Source organism: Clostridioides sp. ES-S-0048-02 (genome assembly GCF_020658495.1).
In the GTDB taxonomy this organism is placed as follows: Bacteria; Bacillota; Clostridia; order Peptostreptococcales; family Peptostreptococcaceae; genus Clostridioides.
On record NZ_JACVWH010000005.1, the window covers coordinates 283,558 to 309,342 of the forward strand.

Below are 25,785 nucleotides of genomic sequence, written 5' to 3' on the forward strand. Positions count from 1 at the left end.
AACAAACAGTGGAAAATATGACCTTTAAAAAAGTAAATATCTCTGACATTGCTGATGGAACCTATGTTGGAGAATGTAATATAAATATCATATCTGCTAAAGTAGAAGTCACTGTAAAGAGTGGTAAAATTTCAAACATTAATCTTTTGGAACATAAAAATGAACGAGGAAAAAAAGCAGAAAAAGTTATTGATAAAGTACTTAACAAGCAAAAAGTAGATGTAGATGCTGTATCAGGTGCAACAAATTCAAGTAAAGTTATAAAAAAAGCAATCGAAAATGCACTCATAAAAGGATAACTATACTTAACAAATTTCTATAAGAGTAAAAATATTGTTTTTGAATATCTGTACCAATTTGTGGTATAATAAAAGCAAGAAGAACTACAATCTATTTCGTCGTAGAGTGAAGTTCATAATTAAATGAAGCTATTTGAACTTATGGAACTTGATTTTAAAATCAAATTCCCAGCCACTTTTACTCTTGCCACGAGTTGAGTGGCTTTTTACTTTCGTAAACACTTTACAAATTAAGTAAAATATTAAACTAGCAACAACGCCAGCTATTACATTAAGTAAAAAGTTATTCATACTTCCCACCTCCTTTCATTAGGAAGTAGGTTTTATCCTAGTATGAACTCCACTCTTAAATTATAGGTTACATCTTCTTGCTATAAATATTATAACATATACTTTCCCATATTTTACCTGTGTTTTTATTCTAATAACTCCCTTTTCTTTTCAGCATCATATCTACCTACTATCATCAAATATTGTTTAAAAATTAGATTTAATATAATAAAATCAACTATAAACAAGAATAAGTTTGTTTCTCTAAGCAATGTAATACTTATAGGAATGTGTTACAAATAAAACTCTCAATAATTGAGCCTTGAGTAGTGATAAAATAATATTTTTCATAAAATAAGCCAATTAATTGATATAAATTATCATTTTCTGTTGAAAGTTACATTCATGCGTGCTATACTTAATTGCATAAATGGTAATAAATGTCATATGATTTTACAATTCTATTAATAACAATTATTATTAACTTTTTAATTTTCGAAATAAATATCAAGAATTTTCTAAAATACATGATAATTCTTTAAAATATAAGAGAATTATTAAAATGTAAAAGAATTATATAGACTATATAAAAAACACATAAAACTATACAAAAATATATAGGATTATACAAAAGCGTATAGGACTCTCGAAACATAATAGAACTATATAATACTACTTTTGTAAAATCGCGCTCTATTTTTAACATTTATTACTTTATACATAAGATATATAAATAAAATTTAACTTAATGAAAGGATATGATAAAATGAATATTTTAAAAATGAAAAAAACAGGGATATTTTTAGGAGGAGTACTTTTAGGTACTGTAGGTGTCAAAATACTTTCAAGTGATTGTGTAAAAAAGTCTTGTACTAAAGCAACTGCTGGAGCGTTGAAAGTTAAGGATTCTGTTCTTGAAACAACTACTAAAATCCAAGAAAATATGGAAGATATTTTAGCTGAGGCAAAAGAAATCAATGAACTAGAAGAATTATCTTCATCTAAAACAAAAAATGTACAGGAAGATACTAAAGTTGTACAAGAAACTATTAAAGATGAAAATGTACAAACTGTAGAAAAAAATACTGATTCTGATAGCATTAAATGTGAAGACATCAAGGAAAATACTACTGTAGAAAAAAATAGTACTTGCACAGCAGAATAAATTTAACGATTATTATGGTTAATAATATCAAGTATTATGATTAATAGTATCAGGAGGAAGTAAATTGAATCTTTATATAAAGCATGAAATCAGAGGTCGTATACGTTTTGATTTACAACTTGGTAAATTGAATAACAAACAGGCAGATACTCTACTATATTATTTGACTTCTATAAATGGTGTTACCAAAGCAAAGGTTTATGATAGAACTGGTGACGCTGTTATTTATTACACAGGTGAAAGAGACTATATAATAAAAGAAATCACTAAGTTCAGTTTCAACAATAGCGAAATAGAAAAACTAGTCCCTGAACACACTGGTAGAGAGTTAAATAATTACTACAGAGATAAATTAGTAAATAAGCTATTTATAAAGAGTGTATCTAAGATATTTTTCCCAAAATATTTAAGATTTTTTTTTATAGGACTTCACTCTATAAAATATTTCAAAAAAGGTATATCTTCTTTACTAAATAAAAAGATAGAAATTTCTGTTTTGGATGCAACTGCAATAGGTATCTCCATTTTTAGGAAAGACATAAATACAGCTGGGTCAGTGATGTTTCTTCTTGGTATAGGCGAATTACTAGAAGAATGGACTAGAAAAAAATCTATAGATGATTTAGCTCAAAGCATGTCATTAAATATTGAAAAAGTATGGTTAAAAAAGGATGATAATGAAATTTTAGTCCCAATTTCAGAAATAAAAGAAAACGATTTAGTTAGTGTAAATATGGGAAATATGATTCCATTAGATGGAATTATTGAATCTGGTGAAGCAATGATTAATCAGGCCTCTCTTACAGGTGAATCTCTTGCAGTTAATAAAAAAGAAGGCTCTTACATCTATGCTGGAACTGTAATAGAACAAGGTAATATTGTAATGTGTGTCAAAGAAAAGGCTGGTACTACAAGATTTCAAAAAATTGTAACTATGATTGAAGAATCTGAGAAACTTAAGTCTTCTGTAGAAGGAAAATTTGAACATCTAGCAGATACCTTGGTTCCATATAGTTTTTTAGGAACGCTATTTACTTATGCAGTTACTAGAAATCCTATAAAAGCACTTTCTATTTTGATGGTAGATTTTTCTTGTGCGTTAAAGCTATCTATTCCTATTTCTGTATTATCAGCTATGAGAGAATGTAACAATTATAATATTGCCGTAAAAGGTGGGAAATTCCTTGAAAATGTTGCCTATGCAGATACTATTGTATTTGATAAAACAGGCACATTGACAAAAGCTCAACCAACAGTTGCAGATATAATTACCTTCCAAGATTATAATAAAAAAGATATGTTAAGACTAGCTGCTTGTCTAGAGGAACATTTCCCACATTCTATAGCTAATGCAGTAGTTCATGAAGCTGAAAAACAAGGTCTCAGTCATAAGGAAATGCATACAGAAGTAGAATATATTATTGCACATGGTATTTCAACAAAAGTCGATAATAAAAAGGTTATAATAGGTAGTAAACACTTGGTATTTGAAGATGAAAAATGTATTATACCAGATGGCGAGGAGTATAAATATAATAATCTTTCAGACGAATATTCTCACCTATTTATGGCAATATCAGGAAAATTATCAGCTGTTATTTGTATTAATGACCCTTTACGAAAAGAAGCTAAAGATGTAATTTCAAACTTAAGAGAATATGGACTCAAAAAAATTGTAATGATGACTGGTGATAGTGAAAAAACAGCTAGGTCTATAGCTAGTAAAATTGGAGTGGATGAGTATTATTCAGAAGTTCTACCAGAAGACAAAGCCAATTTTATTAAAGATGAAAAACTAAAAGGTCGTAAAGTTATTATGATTGGAGACGGAATCAATGATTCCCCTGCTATATCTGAGTCAGATGTTGGAATTGCAATGAGTGAAGGTGCTGAAATAGCAAGAGAAATTTCAGATATTACTATATCAGCAGATAATTTAAATAATTTAATTACTTTAAAACAGATTAGCAATAAACTTATGAAAAGAATTGGTTTAAGTTCTAAGTTTATTATTGCTTTCAACTTAGGTTTGATTTTTCTTGGTGTAGGTGGATTTATTAGACCAAGTACATCCGCGTTTTTGCATAATGCTTCTACTGTTGGAATAAGTTTAAACAGTATGACAAATTTATTAGATAAACCTAATACTTATAACTACAATTAAACCCCCTTGTATAACACATTTATACATAAAAAATTTATAATTCATATTAAAAAAAGCACTTTTAAACAATTAAACAGTAATATTTAAAAGTGCTTTTTTGACTAAATTTCCATAATATTTCTACTTAACTACTAAAAACACCCTTCCTTAAACCTCACTTAAAACCGCTATATTTCAATTAATCTCTGTTCATAGCATTTTAGTTCATTTTGTTTTAGATAGTTAAATTCAGACTCTACATAGATACCACAACCAATAAACTCAACTGTCAGATTTGGTATATTCTCTTTCAGTATACTCATCTGCTCATATATAATTTTTTCCCACAAATCAGCCTGTAATATAGAGAAATACTTCATAATTTCTCCATTGTTATCCATATCCTTTTTAATTTCAGACCAGTTTTTTAACAAAACGCCTCTTTTATCAATGTATCCAAGTTTTTTAAAGCTCTCTATACTCTGATTCCATACATCTTTGCTACTCTTCTCAAAATATGACTCTAGCTTTTTATTCTGCTCACTTGTCAATAGGTCATAAGAAAGCTTCTTATTAAAATGTGCTTTCAAAGAAAGCTTAGCCATAGAATATGGGCTTCTACCAGAGTTTAATCCCGCATTTTTAAACTTTTCTATTCCTTTATCTTCTATTGAAGACCATATAGAGTTTACTAAATCTGAATCATCATCTTTTTTATATTTAACATCCAAGCCATGTGTAATATCGATATAATTTTGTGGAAATACATATTGATAGTGCATATCTTTGTTATCATCATATAGAGAAAAATATCCTTTATCATATAAATGCATATGTACATTTATTTTTAAACTATCATCTAAAATATTTCGTCTAAGATTAGGTATATTTGCATAAATAGTCACATATTTCATTGCATCATAGTTTTGATTTAGTGGAATTTCAAAGCTAATTTCTTCTCCTGTCAAAAGCTTTTTCACTTCTTCTTCATTACAATCATATAAAGAAAATGTATTTTCAAATCCCACACGTGATTTTCCTGCTAAACTTCCTGCTAATGGTATTTTCAAAATATGATTATCTGTCTTTTGCCATTGATAAGTATCTTGAACTAAAAACTCTTTAATTTGTCTATTCTGTTCCTTTGCCTGCTTTAGCACCTCATCTTCATTTTCTGTTATCCCTACATGACATCTATTTAAGATATTTACTATATTGCTTCCAAATGGAAATGTCCATAATTGAAAAGCTGCTGCCTCCAATTGGCACAAATATCTAATCTGATTCAATTCAATTTGATGAATAAGCTTTTTCTGATACTCATTCATCTGGTTACCACTGTCTGACATTTGATAAATCAGTTCTCCCATTGCAAGATTATCTTTTTTCTTGTCAATCTTATCAGTAATAATAATCTGAGCATCCATCATATCCTGTACTTTTTTGAAAATCCCAGAAATATCCTCTGAATTTTCCATTTTCAAGATTTCAAACTTCTTAATTAATTCAGTTAGGACATCTTTCATTTTTAGTCTGCTTATTTCATTTTCAAAAATATCCTGATTTTTAACTGTAGTATCAAATCCGTCTACAAATGGTATAATAGATTCTTTCAATGTTTTATTTTTGAACTCTTCCATCTGAATATTTAAATTATCTAGTTTTTTAATATTATCCTCTTTTGACTTAATCGCATCTTTGACTACTTTTATTTTATCTTCAAAACTAGCTTTTACATTTAGACAATTATTAACACTACTAATTGCTGTATTGATAAAAGAACAACTTGCACTACCAATACTTAATACATTTTTAATAGTTGCTGTTTTTTGCTGTCTTTCAATAGATGCTTTACACTTCTCTAATGCAGCCAACTTATCTTTTTGTTGTTTATTACTATAATTTGCTTCCAACATACCCATTTCTTTTTTCTGAATATTTGTGTATATCTTTTCATACTCGCCTTCATCCAATCCATTTTTTGCTGCTGCAATGTCATTTTCTTTACCTTGATAGTCATTATTATCTAAAGACTTAGTCATAATCTCTTTAATTTTATTAAAATTATCTATCTTTCCATCATCTACACCAACTAGTTTATTTGTCATTGCTCCTAAAGCATTCTTTCTATCTTCATTTAACTGAGTTCCAAGGACAAAACTCATACCTTCAGAATCCATTTTGAAATCTGAAAAACTAACCATTCTGTTAGTCCATTGGTACTCTTCTTCCTTAGCTGAAAGATTTTCTTTTAAAGATTTTGCACTATCAAAAGCTCCTAAACACGCTTGACCAATGCCACTTAATGATGATAGTAAGCTCAACGCACTCTGTATTCCAGAAAGAATTAGCTGTGTTTTCATTTGTTCCTGAAGTTTTTCCTTCTTTTCTTCTAGTTTCTTTATATCTTCTTTTTCATCTTCTTTTATCTTTAGAATTTCTTGAATCAAAAGATTCATTTTTGCTCCAACAGAAAGCATTTTATTTTCAAGCTCTTTTTTCAAAACTTCTATTTGTTGATTTCCTGAGTTAATTTGAGTTAAAACACTTTCCTTATAGGTATTAAAATATGCTTCTTTTAATTCATCTTTCTTTCCTTGTTCCAATTCTTTTAAAGTCTTCTCTAGATAATCTGTCAGAGTTCGAATATCTGTAACACGATTTCCTCCAATTTCATCTTCCTCTATCATCTGCATATAAAATGCTGCCTTCTGTTCTAATGCAAATAAAATCATACTCCATTCACTAAAACTCTGATTTTCTTTTACAAAAGCTTCTATTCTATTAGACTGCATCAATTTATTTATAAGGTAGTCATAAATCTCTTTTGCTTCTTGGTAAAACGCTTTCTTAATATGCATATCATCTAAAGAAATTACTTCTTTATTTTTCTTATCAAATTTATAATACTTCTGAAGAATTTCTCTATTTAACTGCATTTCCACTTTCTCAACTGCATTAAAAATCTCATAAATATGCGAAATTTCTAAAATATCAGCTTCTAAAATTCCTACTGCACATAAAAGTTTAAGATTTCTATATCCTTTACTTCCAGAAAAACCAAATCTTTCAAAGAATTGATAGAAAAATGTATCCATTGATAGAGAATACTCTTGCTTTAACAATTCGTTTTCTACTAATGACTTTCCAGGATTTCCTTCTTTTCCCTGTGCTCCATCTAGACCTGAGTCTGCAAGCTTTTTAATTGTCCAGTCCTTGTGTTTTGTATAAAGATCATCTAATGCCTTTCCATCATCTGCTGTTTCCTCACTATCTGAACCACTCCCTATCACATATCTATCAAAATAGTAATAGTTTATGTCACTATAACCCGTTTTACCAGAAATTCCTATATACATTCTTGCTTCTTCAAAAACTCCGCGGATTCCTCCAAGACCTCCAGCTCCACCTTTTCCTCCAGAACCGCCTTTTCCAGCTAAGCCATGTCTTCCGTCTATTTGGCTTATAGAACTTTTTAGAACTGTTGCTTCTCCAAGGAGATAAATCTGTCCAGCCTTACTTCCAAGACCAGCATTTCCACCATCTCCACCTTTTCCTCCAGTATTTCCTTGTTTTCCTTTTTCTGCTTCTATTATATAGTATTTTGCACCTTTTTCCTCAGCAAACTCTTTTTTCTCTGGTTTAGAGCCTAGTTTTGCATTTGCTCCAGCTACTCCAGATGCTCCTGTTTCTCCTACTTTTCCATCTTGACCATTTCCACCTTGTCCACCGTCAGCATAAAGCTTAAGTTCGCCTTCTTTTTGTATATGTTTAAAAGATATTAAAATATCGCCTGAGGTTCCTGCATTATTTCCGACTCTTCCATTCATTCCGTTATAAATAGAACTTTCTCCATCCAATTTTTTTGCGTCATTTCCAGAAACATTAATTGAATAAGAACCTTTTGGTATACATAATCTTTCAACTAATAGAACTATATTTTTACCTGAGAAAACATCCTTCTTCATATCACAATCTATTTTTAGCTCACACTCTCCATACATATATATAGATGATAATTCATTAAGTTTATAGCCAGATATTATTTTAGTTAAATCTGATAAATTCACTTTAGGTACAGGAATATATATAGAAAGCACTTTATCTTTTTCATATGATTTTATATATGTACAACTTTGGATTTTTTCTCTTCTGTATTCTGCATCTAGAAGCTTCTCAGCTTCTTCTTGTTCCAATTCCTTCTCTGCTATCCAGTATTTAATACATTTTAATGTATCTTCCAGTGTTGTATTTAATAATGACTTTAATAATTCACTTAGACCGACAATATTAGTTTCTTTGCAGTAACTATTTAGCTCTAGAACAAGGTGTATTTTTTCTAATATATTTACTTTTTGCACTCCATCACCATAGAAAAGCCCTTGTACAAACTCCATAAGTTCTTCAATACTATTTGTTTTACATAAACTCTGATACATTTGTTCCAACTGAGATTTTTTTTCTTTTAGATTTTCTATAGAAGATAAAATGGAAATAGAATCTTCTAATGCCTTTTTTACACTTTCTATATAGGGAGCTAGAAGTTTTTCTAGTTCTTTATATGTTGTGTCAACAGCTTTTTGTATCTCCATTTTACAAGAAGCAGTAAGCATTAATCCCATATCAGTTTTCTTGAAAGTAGTTGGAAGTTTTTCTAATTCTCTCAATAGATTTTCTGGCTTTGTGTCTAGTGGATTACACAATTCTATAGAAACATTATCTGCTAGTACCACATTTAACAGATATACCAGTTCCTTATAACCTTCATAATATTTTTCTTGGCTATCTAGGTCTTCTTTTACTTTTTTCAGTATATTTCTAACTTTCTCTTTTGTCACGTTACCACTAAGTGGCTTAGGTATTTTATTGATAAGAAAGAAAAAATTTTCCTTATACTGTGTATATTCATTAAACATATCTTTTAAGTTTTTAGCTGTATCAATTAACAGTGTATGTCTAGAGTCCAGTAAAGACTGGTAGTCTAAAATGACTACTATACCTTTTACTTTTAAAGATGCAGATATAGTTTCTCTTACAAGCATTGCTCCTGCAATCATATACTCTGCTCCACGATTATCAAAAAATCCAGGACAATCGCATAAAGAAAATGCTTTATTTTCAATATCTACAACTTCTGGGCATAAAGTCTTAGAATATACACCATTACCAATATCAACTGCTGAATCTTTAGCTGTGATGTACACTTGTCCAGTTTCCGCATCTGTTTTTTCTTCCATATCACAACCTTTTAAATAGTTGATACAAGTGCTTTTTCCAACCCCTGAAGCACCCAGGAATAACAAAATCGATTTTTCTTTTAAATTGTATCTTTCCAGTTCATTCCTTCCATTTTCCAAAAGATTTATGATTCCATTATACAATTCATTTGACATATATCCATCCCTTTCTATATTTCAGCACAATAGTTTTGATATTTCTCTTTAACAAAGCTTTCTTCAACTTTTAAAACTGCTGTTGATTTTTTATAATTTGGATTATTATATCCTCCAGATTCTCCTCTATCTCCATAATCAGCATACTCTCTTGATGGACCTTCTTTTCCTTTTTCCCAACTTCCACCTTCAAGAGTTATACGATAACTAGTAATACTAGTTAGTTTATAATCCCAACTTTTAAAATATCCTGTATAGTATACAGTAGAATCTATAGCACTTGGAGAGAATGAAAGTGTATTATAACCATGATGACCACCTTTTCCTCCACTTCCACCAAATCCTGGTCTTCCATCTGGACCTCTTTCTCCATCTCTTACTGTTATATCACAACAACTGATTAACTTCTCTCTCTTTTTATCTGAATCTGCCAAGAAGTAAATATTTCCTTTACTTCCTCCATTTCCACCTCTTCCAGCATTTCCTCCTTTTTCTCCTTTTCCTCCTTTTGCACCACTTGTTCCTTCTGCAAAATAACCTTTAAACATTTGTCCATAGAAATAACTTGTATATCCTGCATCACTTCCATTTCTACCTGTGCTTCCAGCCACACCATCTTTACCATCTGTTCCTCTTGAACCATTTCCTCCATTTGCTATTAGTGTAAGGCGATAGTTTCTAATTTCTTCTTTAATGTACAAATAAATATTTCCTGCATCTCTACCATCTTCACCATTGATTCCATATATAGAATTATCTATAAGATTTCCACTCTTTCCACTTACATTAATCTTAGAATTACTACTTACATCAAGATTCTCACAAGAAATAATGATATTTTTTTCTGATGCAAAATCCATTCCAAGATTAATATCCATATAGATAGTGTCTTTAGCTAAAAACATAATTGTAGAGACATCATCTCCCACATTTCTATTTCTAAAAGCTTCTAAAACACTGCTAATTACCAAGTTTTTAATTAATGCTTTAACTTCTATTACCGTCTTTTCTTTAAGTATAAATGATTTTATTATAAATGGATTTAAAATATATTTACTTACAAGATTTCTAATTATTTCATTTCCTTTTTCTCCATATGCATTTAATCTTGTTATATTTGCTTCTAATTCTTCACTATTTCTATCTATAAGATTCTTTAAAATAGGCTCAAAATCACGTTTACTATATATGTAGTCTGTTTTATTTGCAACTTCCATCAATTTATCTCTATTTGATAATGTCCATACCTGTTTTTGTACCTCATAAGAAACTAAAATCTCTTCTATTTTCTTTCTTATAATAATAAATTTTTGTTCCATTATACTTTTACTTGTTTTTTCTATAATAGATTCCATATATACAGAAGATAGTGAAATTTCAGCATTTCCATGGTCTGTATATTTATTTAAATCTTTAATTATATCTAAGTTTCTTCTTATCTCATTTTGTAGTTTTATACATGTGTCTTCCAAGAATAATCCACTTTCTCCTGACAATAAATTGATAAATTTATCTAAAGTAATACTTTCTGCATTAACTGAACTTTCTAACCAGTTTTTAAATATGTCTACTACTCTTTCATATTTTGACATTTCTTGAATCATTGTTACTCTTTCAACCTTCTTAATAAAGTCTTCTGTATATTCCTTGACATAAACTTCTAGTCTAGATACTATACTACTTTGAATATCTTTTATTAATGTATCTAAAACTAATCTTGCATCTGCACTGATTGGATATTGGAATGCTGATGTTTTATCTTTTACTTCTTCTAATTTTATTACTTCTTTTAATAATCCTTCTCTTTGCTCTGCTTCAAGTGGTTTACAAAGATGAATATTTTTTCCTTCTCCTTTTAGCAATTCTTCAAATAACCAAGCTTTATCTTGTATATTATTTTCTGGACTTTCACACAATTGTTCGTATTTTTTTCTAATCACATTATATATTTGTTTTTCTGTTCTTCCTAAAAAGCTTTTAGAAATAAAGAAAGTAATACTTCCTCTAAAATTCTCTTTATGAAGACACATATTTAATTGTTGAAATAAATCAAGTACTTTTGTAAGTCTAGCCTCTAATATATCTGCTTCTGGTATTAGTACAACTACTCCACATATAGATGCAGAATTTCTAAACACCTCTCCTAACGAAACTGCTGCACTAATGTCATGTGCTACTCCTCTGTTATCACTAAATCCTGCAGTATCACATAATTTTGCATCCATTCCTTCTACTTCTCTTCTCATATCTACAATATTTGGATACAAAGTTTGTGAAACAGCTCCTGAACCAATTTCTGCAACAGGGTCTACACATTCAATATAGGAGATACCAGTATCTTCATCTTCTACTTCCTTCATTTCACATCCTGCAAGATAATTAATTGCTGTACTTTTCCCACAACCTGTGCCTCCAAGAATCAAAATTAGATTCTTATTTATAGCTTTATCTATTGCTACTTTTCCTTCATCTAGTAGGATTTTGATTTCTTCTAAAAGCTTATTTTTTTCTCCCATGTATTTTCTCCCTTTTTTATAAAATTTTTTAATATTAAAATAACTGTGCTTGTAAAATAAAGCCTTTACTAACACAGTTATTTTATTTTATATATCTAATTATATTTTTTATTTTATATATCTAATTACATGTTCTACTTTTTTCTTCACAAAGAAGAGCTTTGAAAATCATAATTTCTGCTAAATAATCCTTAGGAGCCTTTGTAATTGCAGTAGCATTACAAATAAATTTTAAATTTGTACCTGCTACAACTTAAGTAGCAACGATAGGTGTTTCATAATCAACATCTTTTAACATTCCTACAGCTTAATTGAATATTTCTACTTATTATTTTTCTACTTATTATTTCTTTACTGGTCTAAATTTTGACCATCCTCCACAATAAATATTCATATAACAAACCTCCTTATATGCTTAAATTTATTTATATAATAGTACGAATTTTCTAAGCATTCAACGCAAACTGTGTAACTAGTCGATAAAAGTGCATAACTGGACACATAGTCATCATAAAAAACTTTTAAAGTCAAATTTATCTAATTAAAAATAATATAATACAAAAAAACAGTCAATCTATTAAAATCAACTGCTCCATAAAGTGAATTTTTACTTATTATATTTTACAAAGTTTACACATTTACATGTGTCCCCTTATACAAAACTAATGTTACCATTCCTATAAGTATCATGCCCATAAAAGCAGGTGTCGCATGACCAAGAAATACATAGATTTGACCTCCAATGATAGGTCCAATTATTCTTGCTAAAGATTGAATGGATTGACTACCACCTTGAATCCTCCCTTGCTCACTAGAATCGACAGACTTGGATAGCATCCCATTGAATGAAGGTCCAAAGATAGAATCGCCAAAACCAAATATAAACATTCCAACAATAAAAATAGGATAGAACGAAAACAAGGCTGATGCTGCAATAAAACTGTAACCTATAATCTCTGAAACCATTCCAAGAATTGCTATCTGTACATCACTAAGTTTTTTCAAAAGCTTTGGCATTATAAAACCTTGTGAAATGATGTCTTGTATACCCATAATTGAAAATACAAGTCCAATTAGTGCGGGTTTCCAATTGAAAGTGTCTATTGTAAATTGTGAAAAAACTGACTGTAAAGACCCATTTGGTATCCAAAGTAAGAATGCTGATAAAAGTAGCCTTTTTAAGTTTTTTACAGAAAGTACATTTGCAAGCTGTATAAATGGATTTAGCCTTGCAAGTGTAATCGACTTTAATCTATTCTTCTTATCAAGGCTCTCAGGCATATACAGGAATCCATAAATAACATTAAGTAAAGTTATTATTGCTCCAAAATACATGGGTACAGAATAACCAAACTTAGCAAGTAATCCACCTACAGTTGGACCAATAACACAGCCTACACCTGAAAATGCACTCACCCATCCAAAGTATTTACTTCTATGTTCTCTAGGAGTAATATCTGCAAAATATGCGAAGATAGTGCTTATGCTCCCACCTGTTACACCTTCTATTATACGTCCAACAAATAATACCCATAGAGCTCCTCCTATTCCAAAAACTAAATACCCTATTGCAGAACCCAAAAAGCATAATAAGAGTAATGGACGACGTCCATATCGGTCACTCAAAGCTCCAAGCCCAGGAGCTGCAAAAAACACACAGATTGCATAAACAGAAGTTAGCATTGTAACAACTATAGCTTGTTCTTCTGGACTATTTGTATAAGGTTGCACTAAGAATGGAACGACAGGTGCTATGATAGTGAATCCGATTCCGCAAAGAAACGCAGATATAAGACCAAATATCAAAGCCTTTTTATCTACAATTTGTTCTGTATTCTGTTCATTGTTTGATTTAAATATAAACACTTAAATTCTCCTCTCAAAAATTATAATTTTGTTTCCTTTAGAAACATATTTCTTTATTTCTTTTTTACTTTTTTACTTTTTTACTTTTTTACGTCTTTACTTTTTTCATTATTTTATTTCCCTAGTAGCATGTTCATCTTTTATCATTTCGCCTCATTTGGAGGTATATTCCCATATTCATTTTTTGATTCCTTGGAAACATATTTATAGTATCATTTTTTTGTTTCCTTGTCAACAAAATAGATAACAATAAAAATACAGCCTATTCTCAATAGAGTTAGGCTGTATATGATTTCATTTTCATTATTCTGATTTATTCTACTTTAATATTATCCCCTGTTTTTTTATTTCTTCATCCAAATGTCGGTTATAATTTTCGACAAAGCTAATCATACTGTCAAATTGTTCATCAGTTACCTGCTCAAATACAACTTTATCACGTTCTTGAAACTCTTTATGAAGTTCCTCATGGATATTATAAACTGTTTTACCTTGCTCAGTAAGTCTAAAATAGATTTCTTTTTTATTATCAGGCTTCTGGTAACTTTCAATAACACCTTTTTTTATTAGCTTTTTAGTTACTTTACTTATGGCACCTCTAGTCATATAAAAGTATTCTGCCAGTTTTGTCACATTGCAGTCTACATTTCTTCCAATGTATTCAATGCAATGTACTTCAGAAGACTTATAACCCTTGAGACTCTCTTCCATCTTAAATTTATTAAGCCAAACAGTCTTATTTAGTAAATCTCTAAAACCCATCATGACCTGTTCTTCTTTATTCATGGTATATATCCTCCCACCCGTTAGTGCATTAACAATATTATATTAAACTTTTGTTTCTATTTCAACAATGTTAAAATAATTCTTTTAGGAATCGAACTATATAAAATAAAGAGATAGAATCATCTAATTTAGACCTACATTTAATTTTATACTCTGCACCATACTTAGATATTAAATTTTTCTTAAATTCATAACTTTAAGTTACTTTATTGAATAATAAAACTTATATGAAATACTTGCTGTTACAAGGATGCAACTCAACGTTGACAAAAAACATAGTGAGATTGATAGTATGTAACCTGTATATTTGTTAAAATTTTAGAATAAAGATTGAGGAGGAAAATAAAATGGATATATCTACAATAAGAAATCATTATATTAAATTATTTATATGTATTTTTTTATTTTTCAGTGATATAGTTTTATTTTTTCCGATATACTACTTATATAGAATAAAATTCATTAAATTACCACTCTTAAATTAATCATCTAATCTTTTTATATAACTCTTATTCGAATCATAATATCACAGATAAAAACATTGAATTCTAGTTATAATTTCAAGAATTTTATAACTTTAATTAAATATATTTTGAGGGGGAAAACAAATGAAAAAAACTAAAACAAAGGTATTAAGTTTAACACTAGCAACTACTTTTTTTGTAGCAACAACAGCAAATTCATATGATATGTGTGCAAAATCTTCAGATATGGACATGGGTAAGAAGTCATAGCTTATGTATTGCAAAAACTGTGATTTAGAGTTTGACGATACTACAACTATATGCCCCAAGTGTAACCACACTCTAACATCTCATAGACAAAATTTATCACAGATATCTATGAAAAATAAAGTTGATGAATTCAAGCTAAATAAAAAAGTTAGAAATGGAAATATACTAACAAATATAATTATTTTGACATTAATAATTCATATAATACTTATTCTTTTCATACAAATCCATATTGAAGATTATTATGATATTTATATTAAATATTGCCCTACTGCAATATCTGGATTAGTTTTAGTTCTTTCTCTAAAAAGAAGAGAAAAAAGGTTCACCCTAATTAGAGTGAACCTTTTTTATATCTATATAATTTATACAAAATCTATATCCTGATTAAAACTTCATTATTTTCTAGAGCTATATAAAGCTTTAAAAAACAAAATATAAAGTGAAAAAAATTAATTTCTCCACTCTATCCTATATTGCTAGTATAATCTACAACCCCTTAACATTTACTACTACTGCCTTAGGTCTAGTCATAGCCTCAATTGAATACTTAACGCCTTGAGTTCCCATTCCAGATGCCTTTACCCCTAAAAATGGGAAGTGGTCTGGTCCCCTCTCAGTCTTATTATTTATTTGAACAGTACCAACCTCAAGCTTATCAGCTATATAAAAAGCCTTATCAATATCACTTGTAAATACTGATGATTGAAGCCCATACTCTGATTGATTAGCAATTTCAATTGCTTCATTTATATCTTTAATTCTTATAATTGGAAGTACTGGTCCAAAAGGTTCCTCCCAAGCAATTTTCATATCAACACTTACATTATCCAATAATGTTGGATAAAATAAATTATTTTTTCTAACATTACCTGTTATTAATTTAGCCCCTTTATGCAATGCATCATCCACTAATCCTTGAACAAAATCAGTTGCTTTGTTATCTATAAGAGGTGTAATAACTACTTCATCCATTGGATTCCCAACTGTTAACTTCTCTACTAACGGTTTTATTTTTTCAACTAGCTTATCAGCCACACTATCTTGAACCAAAATTCTCTTTACTGCCGTACATCTTTGACCTGAATATGAGTAAGCTCCAGCTACTATGTTTTTAGCTGCAAAATCCAAGTCAGCATCTTCTAATACAATAGCAGCATCTTTTCCACCAAGTTCCAATAATAACGGAACCATTTTAGATATTTTAGATATATGTTGACCAACTTCAGTACTACCAGTGAAATTTATAAAGTTGATTCCCTTATGAGTTACAACATAATCTCCTATTTCACTACCTCTACCTGTAATTGTGTTGAGTACACCATCTGGTATACCAGCCTTTCTCATAATTTCTACTAAATGAAGTGCACTAATAGCTCCTTGTGTAGCAGGTTTTAGGACAACTGCATTTCCACCAATAAGTGCTGGTGCAATTTTTGACATTGATAAATTTACAGGATAATTAAATGGAGATATAGCTAAAACAGTACCCAACGGAACTCTTGAAACATAAGACATCTTATTACGTGTTCCACCAGGAAAATTGTCACCACTAATAGCCTCACCTTCCATATTCTTTCCTACATCTGCTGTGTATCTCAAAAAATCTGCTGTTCTTTCAACTTCTGCTCTTGCAGATTTTATATCTTTAGCTATTTCAAGTACCAATATATTAGCTATTTCATCCATATTTTCTAGCAATAAGTCAGCTGCTTTATGAAATATATTAGCCCTCTTGTATACAGGCATATCAGCCCATACCTTTATACTTTCTTTTGTATTTTTAATAGCTTCATCTACTTCATGCTTTGTCATAGATTGTACTTTTCCAACAAGTGAGTTATCTATTGGTGAGTAAATTTCTATTGGTTTTTTTGAATTGGATTCTACCCATTTCCCATTTATTAAATTTTTATATACATTTTCTTCGGTTTTAAGTTCATTAAACATATTTTTATTCCTCTCTCTGATATAACATTATGTATTTAAATTATAGCCATTTATTTGTTATGTAAACATTTCTTTTTCTCATAAACGTTTACCTTTAAAAAAAATTTTGTAATCCTTATTTTTTGTATTTTAAATAACGTTTTAATTAGAAGTAGCTTTTTAATTTAAATACCTATTTTTTAATATGTCTCTGTAGTTTAAGTACTTATTTTAATGTATTTTTATTTTAAATAATTCCTCATCATTTCATGCTTGAGTTTCTTGCAAGATATAATTACACATATCATAATGTCAACCATAATAGAACATATTACACAATTAAGAGAACATTATTCTGTTAATCATTGACCCTAATCTATCTATGTGATATAATTTAAGCAGAACACTATTCTGTTTTAAAAAAGAAATATCACGAAAAGAAATAAAAAGCTATCCAAAATCCAATTTTTTAGTAAATGCACTTTTTCATAAAATAATGGACCGTTATATAAAGAATTGTCCAGGCAATGATAAATATTTTACAGTTTGGGATGATTGTATTTATTGCGGATTATGTGCTAAAGTATGTCCCTGTAAAACAATTAAATATGCCAGTTATCAAGTGCACATACATAGAACCAATAACCTATAAGGGCATTCCTTATGGCTATTGGCTCTTTTCATATAACTGCCTCTACTATAATACTACTTGCAGATTGTAGCAAAAAAACGTTGTTTGTTAACAAAATCATACTTGACAAATTCATAAATGGACAATACTATATATGTATGACTAAAAAAATATTTTAAGTCATACATATACATACTTATGGAAAGGATTGATAAATATGGCTAAAAGCTTTACAGAAGTTGAAAAAAACAATATAAGAGAAAGATTAATTTTAGAATGTGAAAACCACTGGTCTAAATATGGATATAAAAAAACTAATATTGATGAGCTTTGTTCAAAGGCAGGAATTGCAAAAGGCTCTTTTTACACATTTTTTGATTCAAAAGAAAAGTTATTTTTTGAAGTATTAAATGGAATTCAAAATAGACTTATATCATCAATATACGAAATCTTGAATAGTATGCCTACAAAAGAAGGATTTGTAGCATCTTTAAAGATGTTATATCGCTTATATGATAAAAATCCATTTTTATATGCTCCCAGAGATCATGATTCTATTGCTTTTTTAAACAAATTACCTAAAGACATGGTTTCAAAGCTTGAACATAACAATATACAAAGCTTCTATGATTTAATTGAAAAGTATGATTTTAAACTAAAAATAGATAAAGAAAAAGCCTTTGGTGTTTGTAATGCTCTATTATCAAGTCTACTGTTAAAAGAAGATATTGGATATAACTATTTTGAAGTATTCGATTTCATGATAGAGAATCTTGTAGATGACATATTTGAATAATATGATGTGCTAATTTTACTAGATTATATAAGTAAAATAAATGATTATGTAGAATAGGTAACTAGTAGAATAGGTAACTATAAAATAAATTAAATTAAATAAACAAATTAAGTGAATTACACAGCAAAAATAATAAATTTTGTTTTTCTGCTAAAATTCCTTTAAAATTCTTTTGGGAGAGTCCATATGATTGAACTAATACAAAAACTAAACGATATTATATATAAAATAAATGAAAAATTAAACATACACACAAAACTTGTAGACCCTAGTAGTGAACTTATGCCTTTCTACTCTACTCTATCTATAATGTTTGCTATATTTTTAATAGTGTTAGGAATTAAAATAAAAAGAAAACTTCTAATAGTAATTGCTGTTATAACAATTATTATAAATGTTTTAATAATCTTAGATAGGTAGGTGTATATATGACAAAATCACTAAATACTTTCAACAAAAACTTCAACTTAATGGTATTAGGTCAAATAATTTCGCTGTTTGGTGCCTCAATACTTAAATTCGCTTTATCCTTGTACATACTTGATATGACAGGAAAAGCAGGAATATTTGCTACAATACTTGCAGTATCTTCAATTCCAATTATAATATGTTCCCCTATTGGTGGAGCTATTGCAGATAAATTTAATAAAAGAAATTTAATGGTTATTTTTGATTTTTCAAGTAGTTTAACTGTTCTAGTCTTAGCATTATTTTTATTTAACAATAAAGGTTCAATACTTCTTGTAGGAATTATCATGACCATACTTTCAATAATAAGTACGATGTATCAACCCACTGTTCAGTCGAGTACACCTATCCTAGTTGATAGTAAAAATTTAATGAATGCAAATGGTGTCGTAGCTGGAGTTGCATCTCTTACAAATATCGCTGGACCTGTACTAGGTGGTGTTTTATATGGAATTCTTGGAGTTAATGCTATTGTAATTATCAGTTGTATAAGCTTCTTTTTATCAGCTATTATGGAAATGTTTATTCAGATGCCTTTTATTAAACAAGAACAGTCTGGTAATATCATAAAGTCTATCTTTAATGATATAAAAGATGGTGTTGTCCATATATGTAAAGAAAATCCTACTCTATTAAAAATATTATTTATAGCAATGGCATTAAACCTCTTTTTAACTTCAATGATAATTGTAGGTATACCATATATAATAAAAATAACAATGGGTGCTAATGATACCTTATATGGTACTGCACAGGGAGCAATATCATTTAGTTCACTAGTAGCTGCTATAAGTATTGGCATGTTCTCTAAACATATAAAAATTAGTAATTTATATATATACCTTTGTGTATGTGCACTAATGTTTATTCCAATGGCATTTTCGGTATATCCATCTATACTACAAACAGGGTTGGTAGCACCATTTTTAATTCTTGTAATATCCTCTATGTTAATATTTTTCATGACAACAATTATTTCAATATTTGCCATAACAATAACTCAATTAGAAACTCCAAATGAACTGTTAGGAAAAGTAATGGCGATACTTTTTGCAGGAACAGCTGCTGCAATGCCTCTTGGTCAAGTCATATATGGTAAACTTTTTGATTTATTATCAGATAGAGTTTACATTATTATTATAGGAGTTGGTATAGTTACATTCTTTATAGCAATTATTTCAAAAGTAATATTAAAAGACAAAAGTGCTAAGTACAACAAATAGAGATTTTATTATATTCTAATTGTATTTTTTACAAATAATATCAGCAGAATATTTATATTCATAGATACATTATGATGTTTGATTTTAGTCTTAATTTTACAAAATATACAAAACTATACGACTGTAGCATAATATATGAATGTGTCATATATACTGATAAAATTTTAATTTTCACTAATTTCTGAATTTAAATGCAAAATTATGCATTAGTGTGTTGACGTATTGGAAATTGATTGATATAATCAATGAAAAATAAGCTTTATAAAAATTCAAAATATTCAGCTAGAGGAGTGATAGTAATGAGTTACATGCCAAATTTAGAGCAAGCATGGGAAATCTTAAAAAAATACAATAAGGAAGAATTTCATATAAGACACGCTCAAATTGTATCTGGTGTTATGAGATATTATGCAAAAGAATACGACCCTGAAAGAGTAGAATTTTGGGAAATCGTTGGACTTTTACATGACTTAGACTTTGAGATGTATCCTGAAGAACATTGTGTTAAGCAAAGAGAATTAATGACTGAACTTGATTTAGATAAATCAATAATTGATTCTACTGTAAGTCATGGATATGGATTGACTGGCTCAGACGTTAAACCAGAGCAATTTATGGAAAAAGTTTTATTTGCTGTAGATGAACTTACTGGATTAATTGGTGCTGCTGCAATAATGCGTCCTTCAAAAAGTGTATCTGATTTAGAATTAAAGTCTGTTAAAAAGAAATTTAAAGATAAATCTTTTGCTGCTGGCTGTTCTAGAGATGTTATAAGAAGTGGTGCAGAAATGCTTGATTGGGAACTTGACAAACTTATACAAACAACTATAGAGGCTATGAGAAGCCTAATTCCAGAAATGGAAATATAGGCTATCATACATATAAAGTAAGTATAATAAAACCAAATTAAATAATAGAACAACTAGATATATAGTATCTGATTATGTATTTATCAATTTAATAGTTTCACTAATAAGCAGTTACGTTGATACAAATGTTTTGTTGATTTTATCAATATAACATAACTTTAGTTGCAATAGAAGTTACATCTCTAAAGAGTTTTTCTCCTTTCGATGCAACTTCTTTTTTATGTTATTTTGTCTACTGATTCCACCCATGTTATCTACTTCCAGCCACATTATCTATAAATCTCAGACTTTATATTTTAAAACTCATTCTATGCACGAATCACTATATGTACAACACACTATTTGTACAACACACTATATGCATAGCTCACTATATGTATGATTCACTATATAACACACTAATTTAAATAGATTCTTATAGGTAATAATTAAGTCTATTATCTTTATAAAATTATATTATTTACTCATGACACATCAAATTATATATTAATTGCTTTTTTCACATTCCTAAGTGGTATAGCAATCTTCACTACAAATTTTTTATCATCATATTCAATTACAACATTACCTCCATATTTATTTACAGAGTTTTTTATACTTTTTATTCCTAGACCATGAAGTGCATCTTTTTTATCTGTTACAATTTGTCCGTTCTTTGTGATAATTTCATTTACTTTAGTGTTTTCCACTCTTATAAGATAAAAATTTTGTAAAACATCACCTTTAACACAAATTACTTTACTCCCCTCCTCAATTTTTTTACATGCTTCAATTGCATTATCTAAGATATTTGAAAATATATGACATACATCTATTAATTCAATAGCTTCACAGTGACCAAAATTTATTCCTATTTTAAGTTCTATATTATTTTTATCACAAACTTCTTTCTTCTCACTCAATATAGCATCTAAGATAAAATTACCAGTATTAAATAAAATATCATTACTTTGAATCTCCATCTGTAAGTCATCTAAATATGAAGTAACATCAATACCTTTTTTAACCATAGTTTTTATACATAAGATATGATTTTTCATATCATGACTTAATAATCTAGTTTTTAAATGTTTCTTTTCTATATCCTCATAATATTCATTTTTATTGTGTAAAACGTTTTTAATCATATTATTTTCTGCTATTAATGCATTATACTCTTGTAATTTTTTAGCAACTAAAATCAAGATAATACTTGATAGAAGTAACATGATAGAGATTATAAGTAATTGATAATTATGTATTAAACTACCACTAGTTTTAGGATTAAATATGTATTCAAAAATAGCAAAGAAAGACGCTATATTGGCAATTATAGGTATAATTACATATGTTAATGTCTTTTTATTTATTTCTATATTCAATTTTATTTTTAATGTCTTATATAAAAATAAAATTAAAAGCAAAATTGTCTTTCCAGATACAATTGACTCAATTCTATATATATTTTCTGTTAACATTTGGCTCATATCATCTATTGAATTAATCCAAATTGTTAAAGACATGCTCAAAGCATCTATACCCATTAACAACATCCAATACATTAAAGATATTAGTATGGCTTTTGTAAGCCTTACTCTATATGAAATTTTGTAAAATGCAATCATAATCATCACAGATATAATTACTCTTATATTTGGAATTACGTCAAAGAAATAAAATATATTAGCAAAAATAATAATACCTATCATGTAAAGATTTATTCTTTTATTGGAAATTTTTTGTATACTTGTGTAATCTAGTATTTTTTTACAAACAAACCATTCTATGATAAAAGACATAGCAATGAAAATATTCCAAAACAAATTTGACTTTATCATAATATTTTCTCCTAGTGTATTAATAATTTAATTTTTAAAATTTTCCATATAACTTAATTATATACGACTCTACACCTGTAGTAAATACCTTGATAGAATTATCCTAAATAAATTGAATTTTATTTTATTTTTTAATAATATCATTACATATGCTAATATATTTAAGCATTCTTCCTTCTTCCAATTTAATAACAACATCATTTCTCTATAAATAACTATAAAAGTACGTTTTTCATATGATTTAGTATGTAATTCTCTCCTAAAACGATATAAAGCTGTAAGAATTATAATAAAATAAATTTTATCACACGAAATACATTGACAGGCGAGGTATATAAAAGTATTATATACTTAAACGGAGGTGATGTTTATGAAAATCGCATCTGATATGATAAGAGGTCATACAGAAACAATTATCTTAAAGCATTTACTTGAAAAAGATAGCTATGGTTATGAGATTAATAAATCTATATTAGAAAAAACACAAGGCTTGTATGAGTTAAAAGAAGCAACCTTATACACAGCCTTTCGTAGACTTGAACAATCTGGTGCAATAACATCTTATTGGGGTGATGAGGCTACTGGTGCTAGAAGAAAATATTATTCTATAACAAGCGAAGGTAGAGAAAAATATAAAAAAAGCCGTGAAGAATGGGATAATACAAAATTGTTAATAGACACATTAATTTAGGAGGTGAAAATATGTTAGATAAAATACATGATTATATTGAACAAAGCTTTACAGAAGTTAAAGAAACAAGAAAGGTCAAAGAACTTAAAGATGAACTATTCGAAAATCTAAAAGAAAAATACAGCGACCAAATACAAAATGGTAAGTCAAAGCAAGAAGCATATAATTCAGTAATATCTGGGATTGGAGATTTATCTGAATTAATTGAAAGTGTTAAAGAACCATATTTTATGTCTTCTGAATTAATTGAAGAAAGAAAAAAAAGAGCTTTGAGAGTATCAATAGCAATTGCTCTTTTTATAATAAGTCCATTTTTAACTGCTGTTTTAATTGTAAACTTGGGTATCCAACCAACTCTGGCTAGTCTTCCAATGTTTATATTAATAGCAGTTGGAACAGGTCTATTAGTATACAATGGAATGACAAAGCAAAACTATAGTCCATCTGATGATACTATTGTAGAAGAATTCAAAGAATGGAGAGTAAAAACTAAAAGTACAAATCTTGCTTATAAATCATTTATGAGTGCATATTGGATGATAATAGTTGGCATTTTTTTAATTGTTAATATATGTTTTGATGCTTGGAGCTTTTCATGGATAATATTCATAATAGGTGCTGCGGGAATTCATATAGTCGAAGGTGTACTACAATTAAAAGACGCGGAGGATGATGATAAATATGAATAAAAAATTTTTAAAAATAAAAATTATTGTTTGGAGTATTGTGGCTATAGTATTTTCTATAATATTTATTATTTTCCTTACAAATACTATTACTTCATCTAAATATGATGTCAAAGATTTGATTAAAGGTTCAGTTAAAAATGAAAGTTTTTTATCCTCTAATAAAAATTATGATAAGTATATAACTGTTAAAAGTGAGAGTTTTTCAAATAAAATAAATAATATTGATGTTGACTGGATTTCAGGTGAAGTTAGAGTTTTAAAGAGTGATTCTAATAAAATCAAATTAATTCAAAAAGCTCCTTCTAATTTTTCAAGGAAAAAGATTGCAAAAATAAAGGTTGATGGTAATACTCTTTCTATCATTGATAATTCTGCAAAAAAATTCTTCATTGGAATTGGACTTCCAAAATCAACAGTACTTGAACTATATTTACCTGAAAAATTATATAACAATATAAATGTATCTACTACTTCAGCAGATATATATAGTACTTATCTTAAAAGTAACATGGCGTATATTGAATCAGTTTCAGGTAATATAGAAATGTATGGTAAGATTGACAAAATGACTTTAGAGACAACTAGTAGCAATATCAACATAAAAAAACTTGATAGTAAAAGTGTTACCTGTAATTCAGTATCTGGTAAAATTCAACTTTCTGGTAAAACTGACGATTTGAAGATAAATACAACAAGTGGAGATATAGATTTAGAAAATATGGACAATAAGAATCTTATATGCGAATCAACTTCTGGTAAAGTTAATATAGATGGTAAATTTTCCAATATCAAATCTGAGACAACTAGTGGAGATATAAAAATTAATTCAAGTGCAATGTTGTCTTCTTTCAAATGTGATACTACTTCTGGTGATATTGATTTGTATATTCCTGAGAATTCAGGATTTACCTTAGATTTTAGTAAGGTCTCTGGTAATTTAAATAGTAGTTTTAAATTACTTCAGGATGGCGATTCATATGTTTATAAAAATGGGACTGCAAAGATGTATGTGGATACTACAAGTGCCGATTTAAATATTATAAAAAATAACTAACAAAAAATAGCGATATTAAAGCTTTGTATAAACTACATAAAGATAATATACATTAAAAAGTTATATAAATTACACGAAGATAAATCTTTATATCTTATAAGCAAAAATTAGAGGCACATTATCATAAAAAATATGACTAAATGTGCCTCTAATTATAATTATTTATTCACAAGATACTTATCTATACAGAAAATATCTATCTATACACAAGTTAACATTTTATATATCAATTAACTTTATTGGTAATGTAAAATAATTTGTGCTTCAAGGTTAATAAAAATCTTCTTTATGGCAATGATTTAAATATAATCAAATGTCTTAAAGGAGATTTTTTATGAATACTTTAAGAAAACAATTAGTCAAAGAAATTATATCAGATGGAGAATTTATAAAATCTGGAGATATAAGTAGTTATCTAAGAGATATGTTCAAAGATATATTACAAG

At 28.4% G+C, this 25,785-nt stretch carries 19 protein-coding genes; 12 read left to right on the forward strand and 7 right to left on the reverse strand.

The annotated features are described in order from the left end of the window. The first annotated feature begins 17 nt into the window (after window positions 1-17). Window positions 18-299 carry an FMN-binding protein gene (locus IC173_RS09600; RefSeq protein ID WP_227835846.1) on the forward strand — a complete coding sequence of 94 codons (282 nt, stop codon included), beginning with the start codon at window positions 18-20 and terminating at the stop codon, window positions 297-299. A gap of 129 nt (window positions 300-428) precedes the next feature. Here the strand turns inward: IC173_RS09600 and IC173_RS09605 are convergent, their stop codons facing one another. After that, window positions 429-590 carry a type I toxin-antitoxin system toxin gene (locus tag IC173_RS09605; RefSeq protein WP_227433577.1) on the reverse strand — a complete coding sequence of 54 codons (162 nt, stop codon included), beginning with the start codon at window positions 588-590 and terminating at the stop codon, window positions 429-431. Window positions 591-1,335: 745 nt separating this feature from the next. Here IC173_RS09605 and IC173_RS09610 point away from each other — a divergent pair. Together IC173_RS09610 and IC173_RS09615 are read left to right on the forward strand one after the other, a co-directional pair. Further along, on the forward strand, window positions 1,336-1,734 hold the full coding sequence (locus IC173_RS09610; RefSeq protein ID WP_227433578.1) for a DUF6110 family protein: 399 nt from the start codon (window positions 1,336-1,338) through the stop codon (window positions 1,732-1,734). A gap of 64 nt (window positions 1,735-1,798) precedes the next feature. Further along, entirely contained in the window at window positions 1,799-3,898 is a 2,100-nt protein-coding gene (locus IC173_RS09615) for a heavy metal translocating P-type ATPase (protein WP_227855471.1), read from the forward strand. A gap of 167 nt (window positions 3,899-4,065) precedes the next feature. On the opposite strand, the gene IC173_RS09620 is transcribed toward IC173_RS09615, so the two are convergent. From IC173_RS09620 to IC173_RS09635, 4 genes are all read right to left on the reverse strand, one after another. Next, window positions 4,066-9,270: a GTPase gene (locus IC173_RS09620; protein WP_227855472.1), complete on the reverse strand. Its 5,205-nt coding sequence runs from the start codon at window positions 9,268-9,270 to the stop codon at window positions 4,066-4,068. Between the two features lie 14 nt (window positions 9,271-9,284). After that, entirely contained in the window at window positions 9,285-11,786 is a 2,502-nt protein-coding gene (locus tag IC173_RS09625; protein ID WP_227855473.1) for an ATP-binding protein, read from the reverse strand. A 630-nt stretch (window positions 11,787-12,416) separates the two neighbouring features. Continuing rightward, window positions 12,417-13,652: an MFS transporter gene (locus IC173_RS09630; protein ID WP_227855474.1), complete on the reverse strand. Its 1,236-nt coding sequence runs from the start codon at window positions 13,650-13,652 to the stop codon at window positions 12,417-12,419. A 318-nt stretch (window positions 13,653-13,970) separates the two neighbouring features. Next, window positions 13,971-14,438, reverse strand: a complete 468-nt coding sequence (locus IC173_RS09635; RefSeq protein WP_227433583.1) for a MarR family transcriptional regulator — start codon at window positions 14,436-14,438, stop codon at window positions 13,971-13,973. Between the two features lie 608 nt (window positions 14,439-15,046). Here IC173_RS09635 and IC173_RS20710 point away from each other — a divergent pair. Then, window positions 15,047-15,172: a hypothetical protein gene (locus IC173_RS20710; protein ID WP_255613358.1), complete on the forward strand. Its 126-nt coding sequence runs from the start codon at window positions 15,047-15,049 to the stop codon at window positions 15,170-15,172. Between the two features lie 489 nt (window positions 15,173-15,661). On the opposite strand, the gene IC173_RS09640 is transcribed toward IC173_RS20710, so the two are convergent. Then, window positions 15,662-17,122: an NADP-dependent glyceraldehyde-3-phosphate dehydrogenase gene (locus tag IC173_RS09640; protein ID WP_227855475.1), complete on the reverse strand. Its 1,461-nt coding sequence runs from the start codon at window positions 17,120-17,122 to the stop codon at window positions 15,662-15,664. 475 nt (window positions 17,123-17,597) lie between these two features. Here IC173_RS09640 and IC173_RS20965 point away from each other — a divergent pair, with 475 nt between their 5' ends. The 5 genes from IC173_RS20965 (at window position 17,598) to IC173_RS09665 (ending at window position 21,088) form a co-directional block, all read left to right on the forward strand. Continuing rightward, window positions 17,598-17,753, forward strand: a complete 156-nt coding sequence (locus tag IC173_RS20965) for a 4Fe-4S binding protein (protein WP_227855476.1) — start codon at window positions 17,598-17,600, stop codon at window positions 17,751-17,753. Window positions 17,754-17,949: 196 nt separating this feature from the next. After that, complete coding sequence (locus IC173_RS09650) at window positions 17,950-18,528, forward strand: TetR/AcrR family transcriptional regulator (protein ID WP_227855477.1); 579 nt, start codon at window positions 17,950-17,952, stop codon at window positions 18,526-18,528. A 186-nt stretch (window positions 18,529-18,714) separates the two neighbouring features. Further along, window positions 18,715-18,948, forward strand: coding sequence for a hypothetical protein (locus tag IC173_RS09655; RefSeq protein WP_227433589.1), 234 nt, complete (start codon window positions 18,715-18,717; stop codon window positions 18,946-18,948). A gap of 8 nt (window positions 18,949-18,956) precedes the next feature. Next, window positions 18,957-20,219: an MFS transporter gene (locus IC173_RS09660; protein ID WP_227855478.1), complete on the forward strand. Its 1,263-nt coding sequence runs from the start codon at window positions 18,957-18,959 to the stop codon at window positions 20,217-20,219. Window positions 20,220-20,518: 299 nt separating this feature from the next. Beyond that, window positions 20,519-21,088 carry a hydrolase gene (locus IC173_RS09665; RefSeq protein WP_227433591.1) on the forward strand — a complete coding sequence of 190 codons (570 nt, stop codon included), beginning with the start codon at window positions 20,519-20,521 and terminating at the stop codon, window positions 21,086-21,088. 479 nt (window positions 21,089-21,567) lie between these two features. Here the strand turns inward: IC173_RS09665 and IC173_RS09670 are convergent, their stop codons facing one another. Beyond that, the gene (locus tag IC173_RS09670) at window positions 21,568-22,905 is read right to left on the reverse strand and encodes an ATP-binding protein (protein ID WP_227433592.1); all 1,338 of its coding nucleotides are present in this window, start codon (window positions 22,903-22,905) and stop codon (window positions 21,568-21,570) included. Between the two features lie 370 nt (window positions 22,906-23,275). Between IC173_RS09670 and IC173_RS09675 the strand changes: the two genes are divergently transcribed. From IC173_RS09675 to IC173_RS09685, 3 genes are read left to right on the forward strand one after another with little or no spacing between them, the layout of a single operon-like run. Then, entirely contained in the window at window positions 23,276-23,596 is a 321-nt protein-coding gene (locus tag IC173_RS09675; RefSeq protein WP_227433593.1) for a PadR family transcriptional regulator, read from the forward strand. An 11-nt stretch (window positions 23,597-23,607) separates the two neighbouring features. Next, complete coding sequence (locus IC173_RS09680) at window positions 23,608-24,285, forward strand: TMEM198/TM7SF3 family protein (RefSeq protein WP_227483083.1); 678 nt, start codon at window positions 23,608-23,610, stop codon at window positions 24,283-24,285. Further along, window positions 24,278-25,339 carry a DUF4097 family beta strand repeat-containing protein gene (locus IC173_RS09685; protein WP_227855479.1) on the forward strand — a complete coding sequence of 354 codons (1,062 nt, stop codon included), beginning with the start codon at window positions 24,278-24,280 and terminating at the stop codon, window positions 25,337-25,339. The genes IC173_RS09680 and IC173_RS09685 overlap by 8 nt, the downstream gene beginning before the upstream one ends. The last annotated feature ends 446 nt before the right edge of the window (window positions 25,340-25,785 follow it).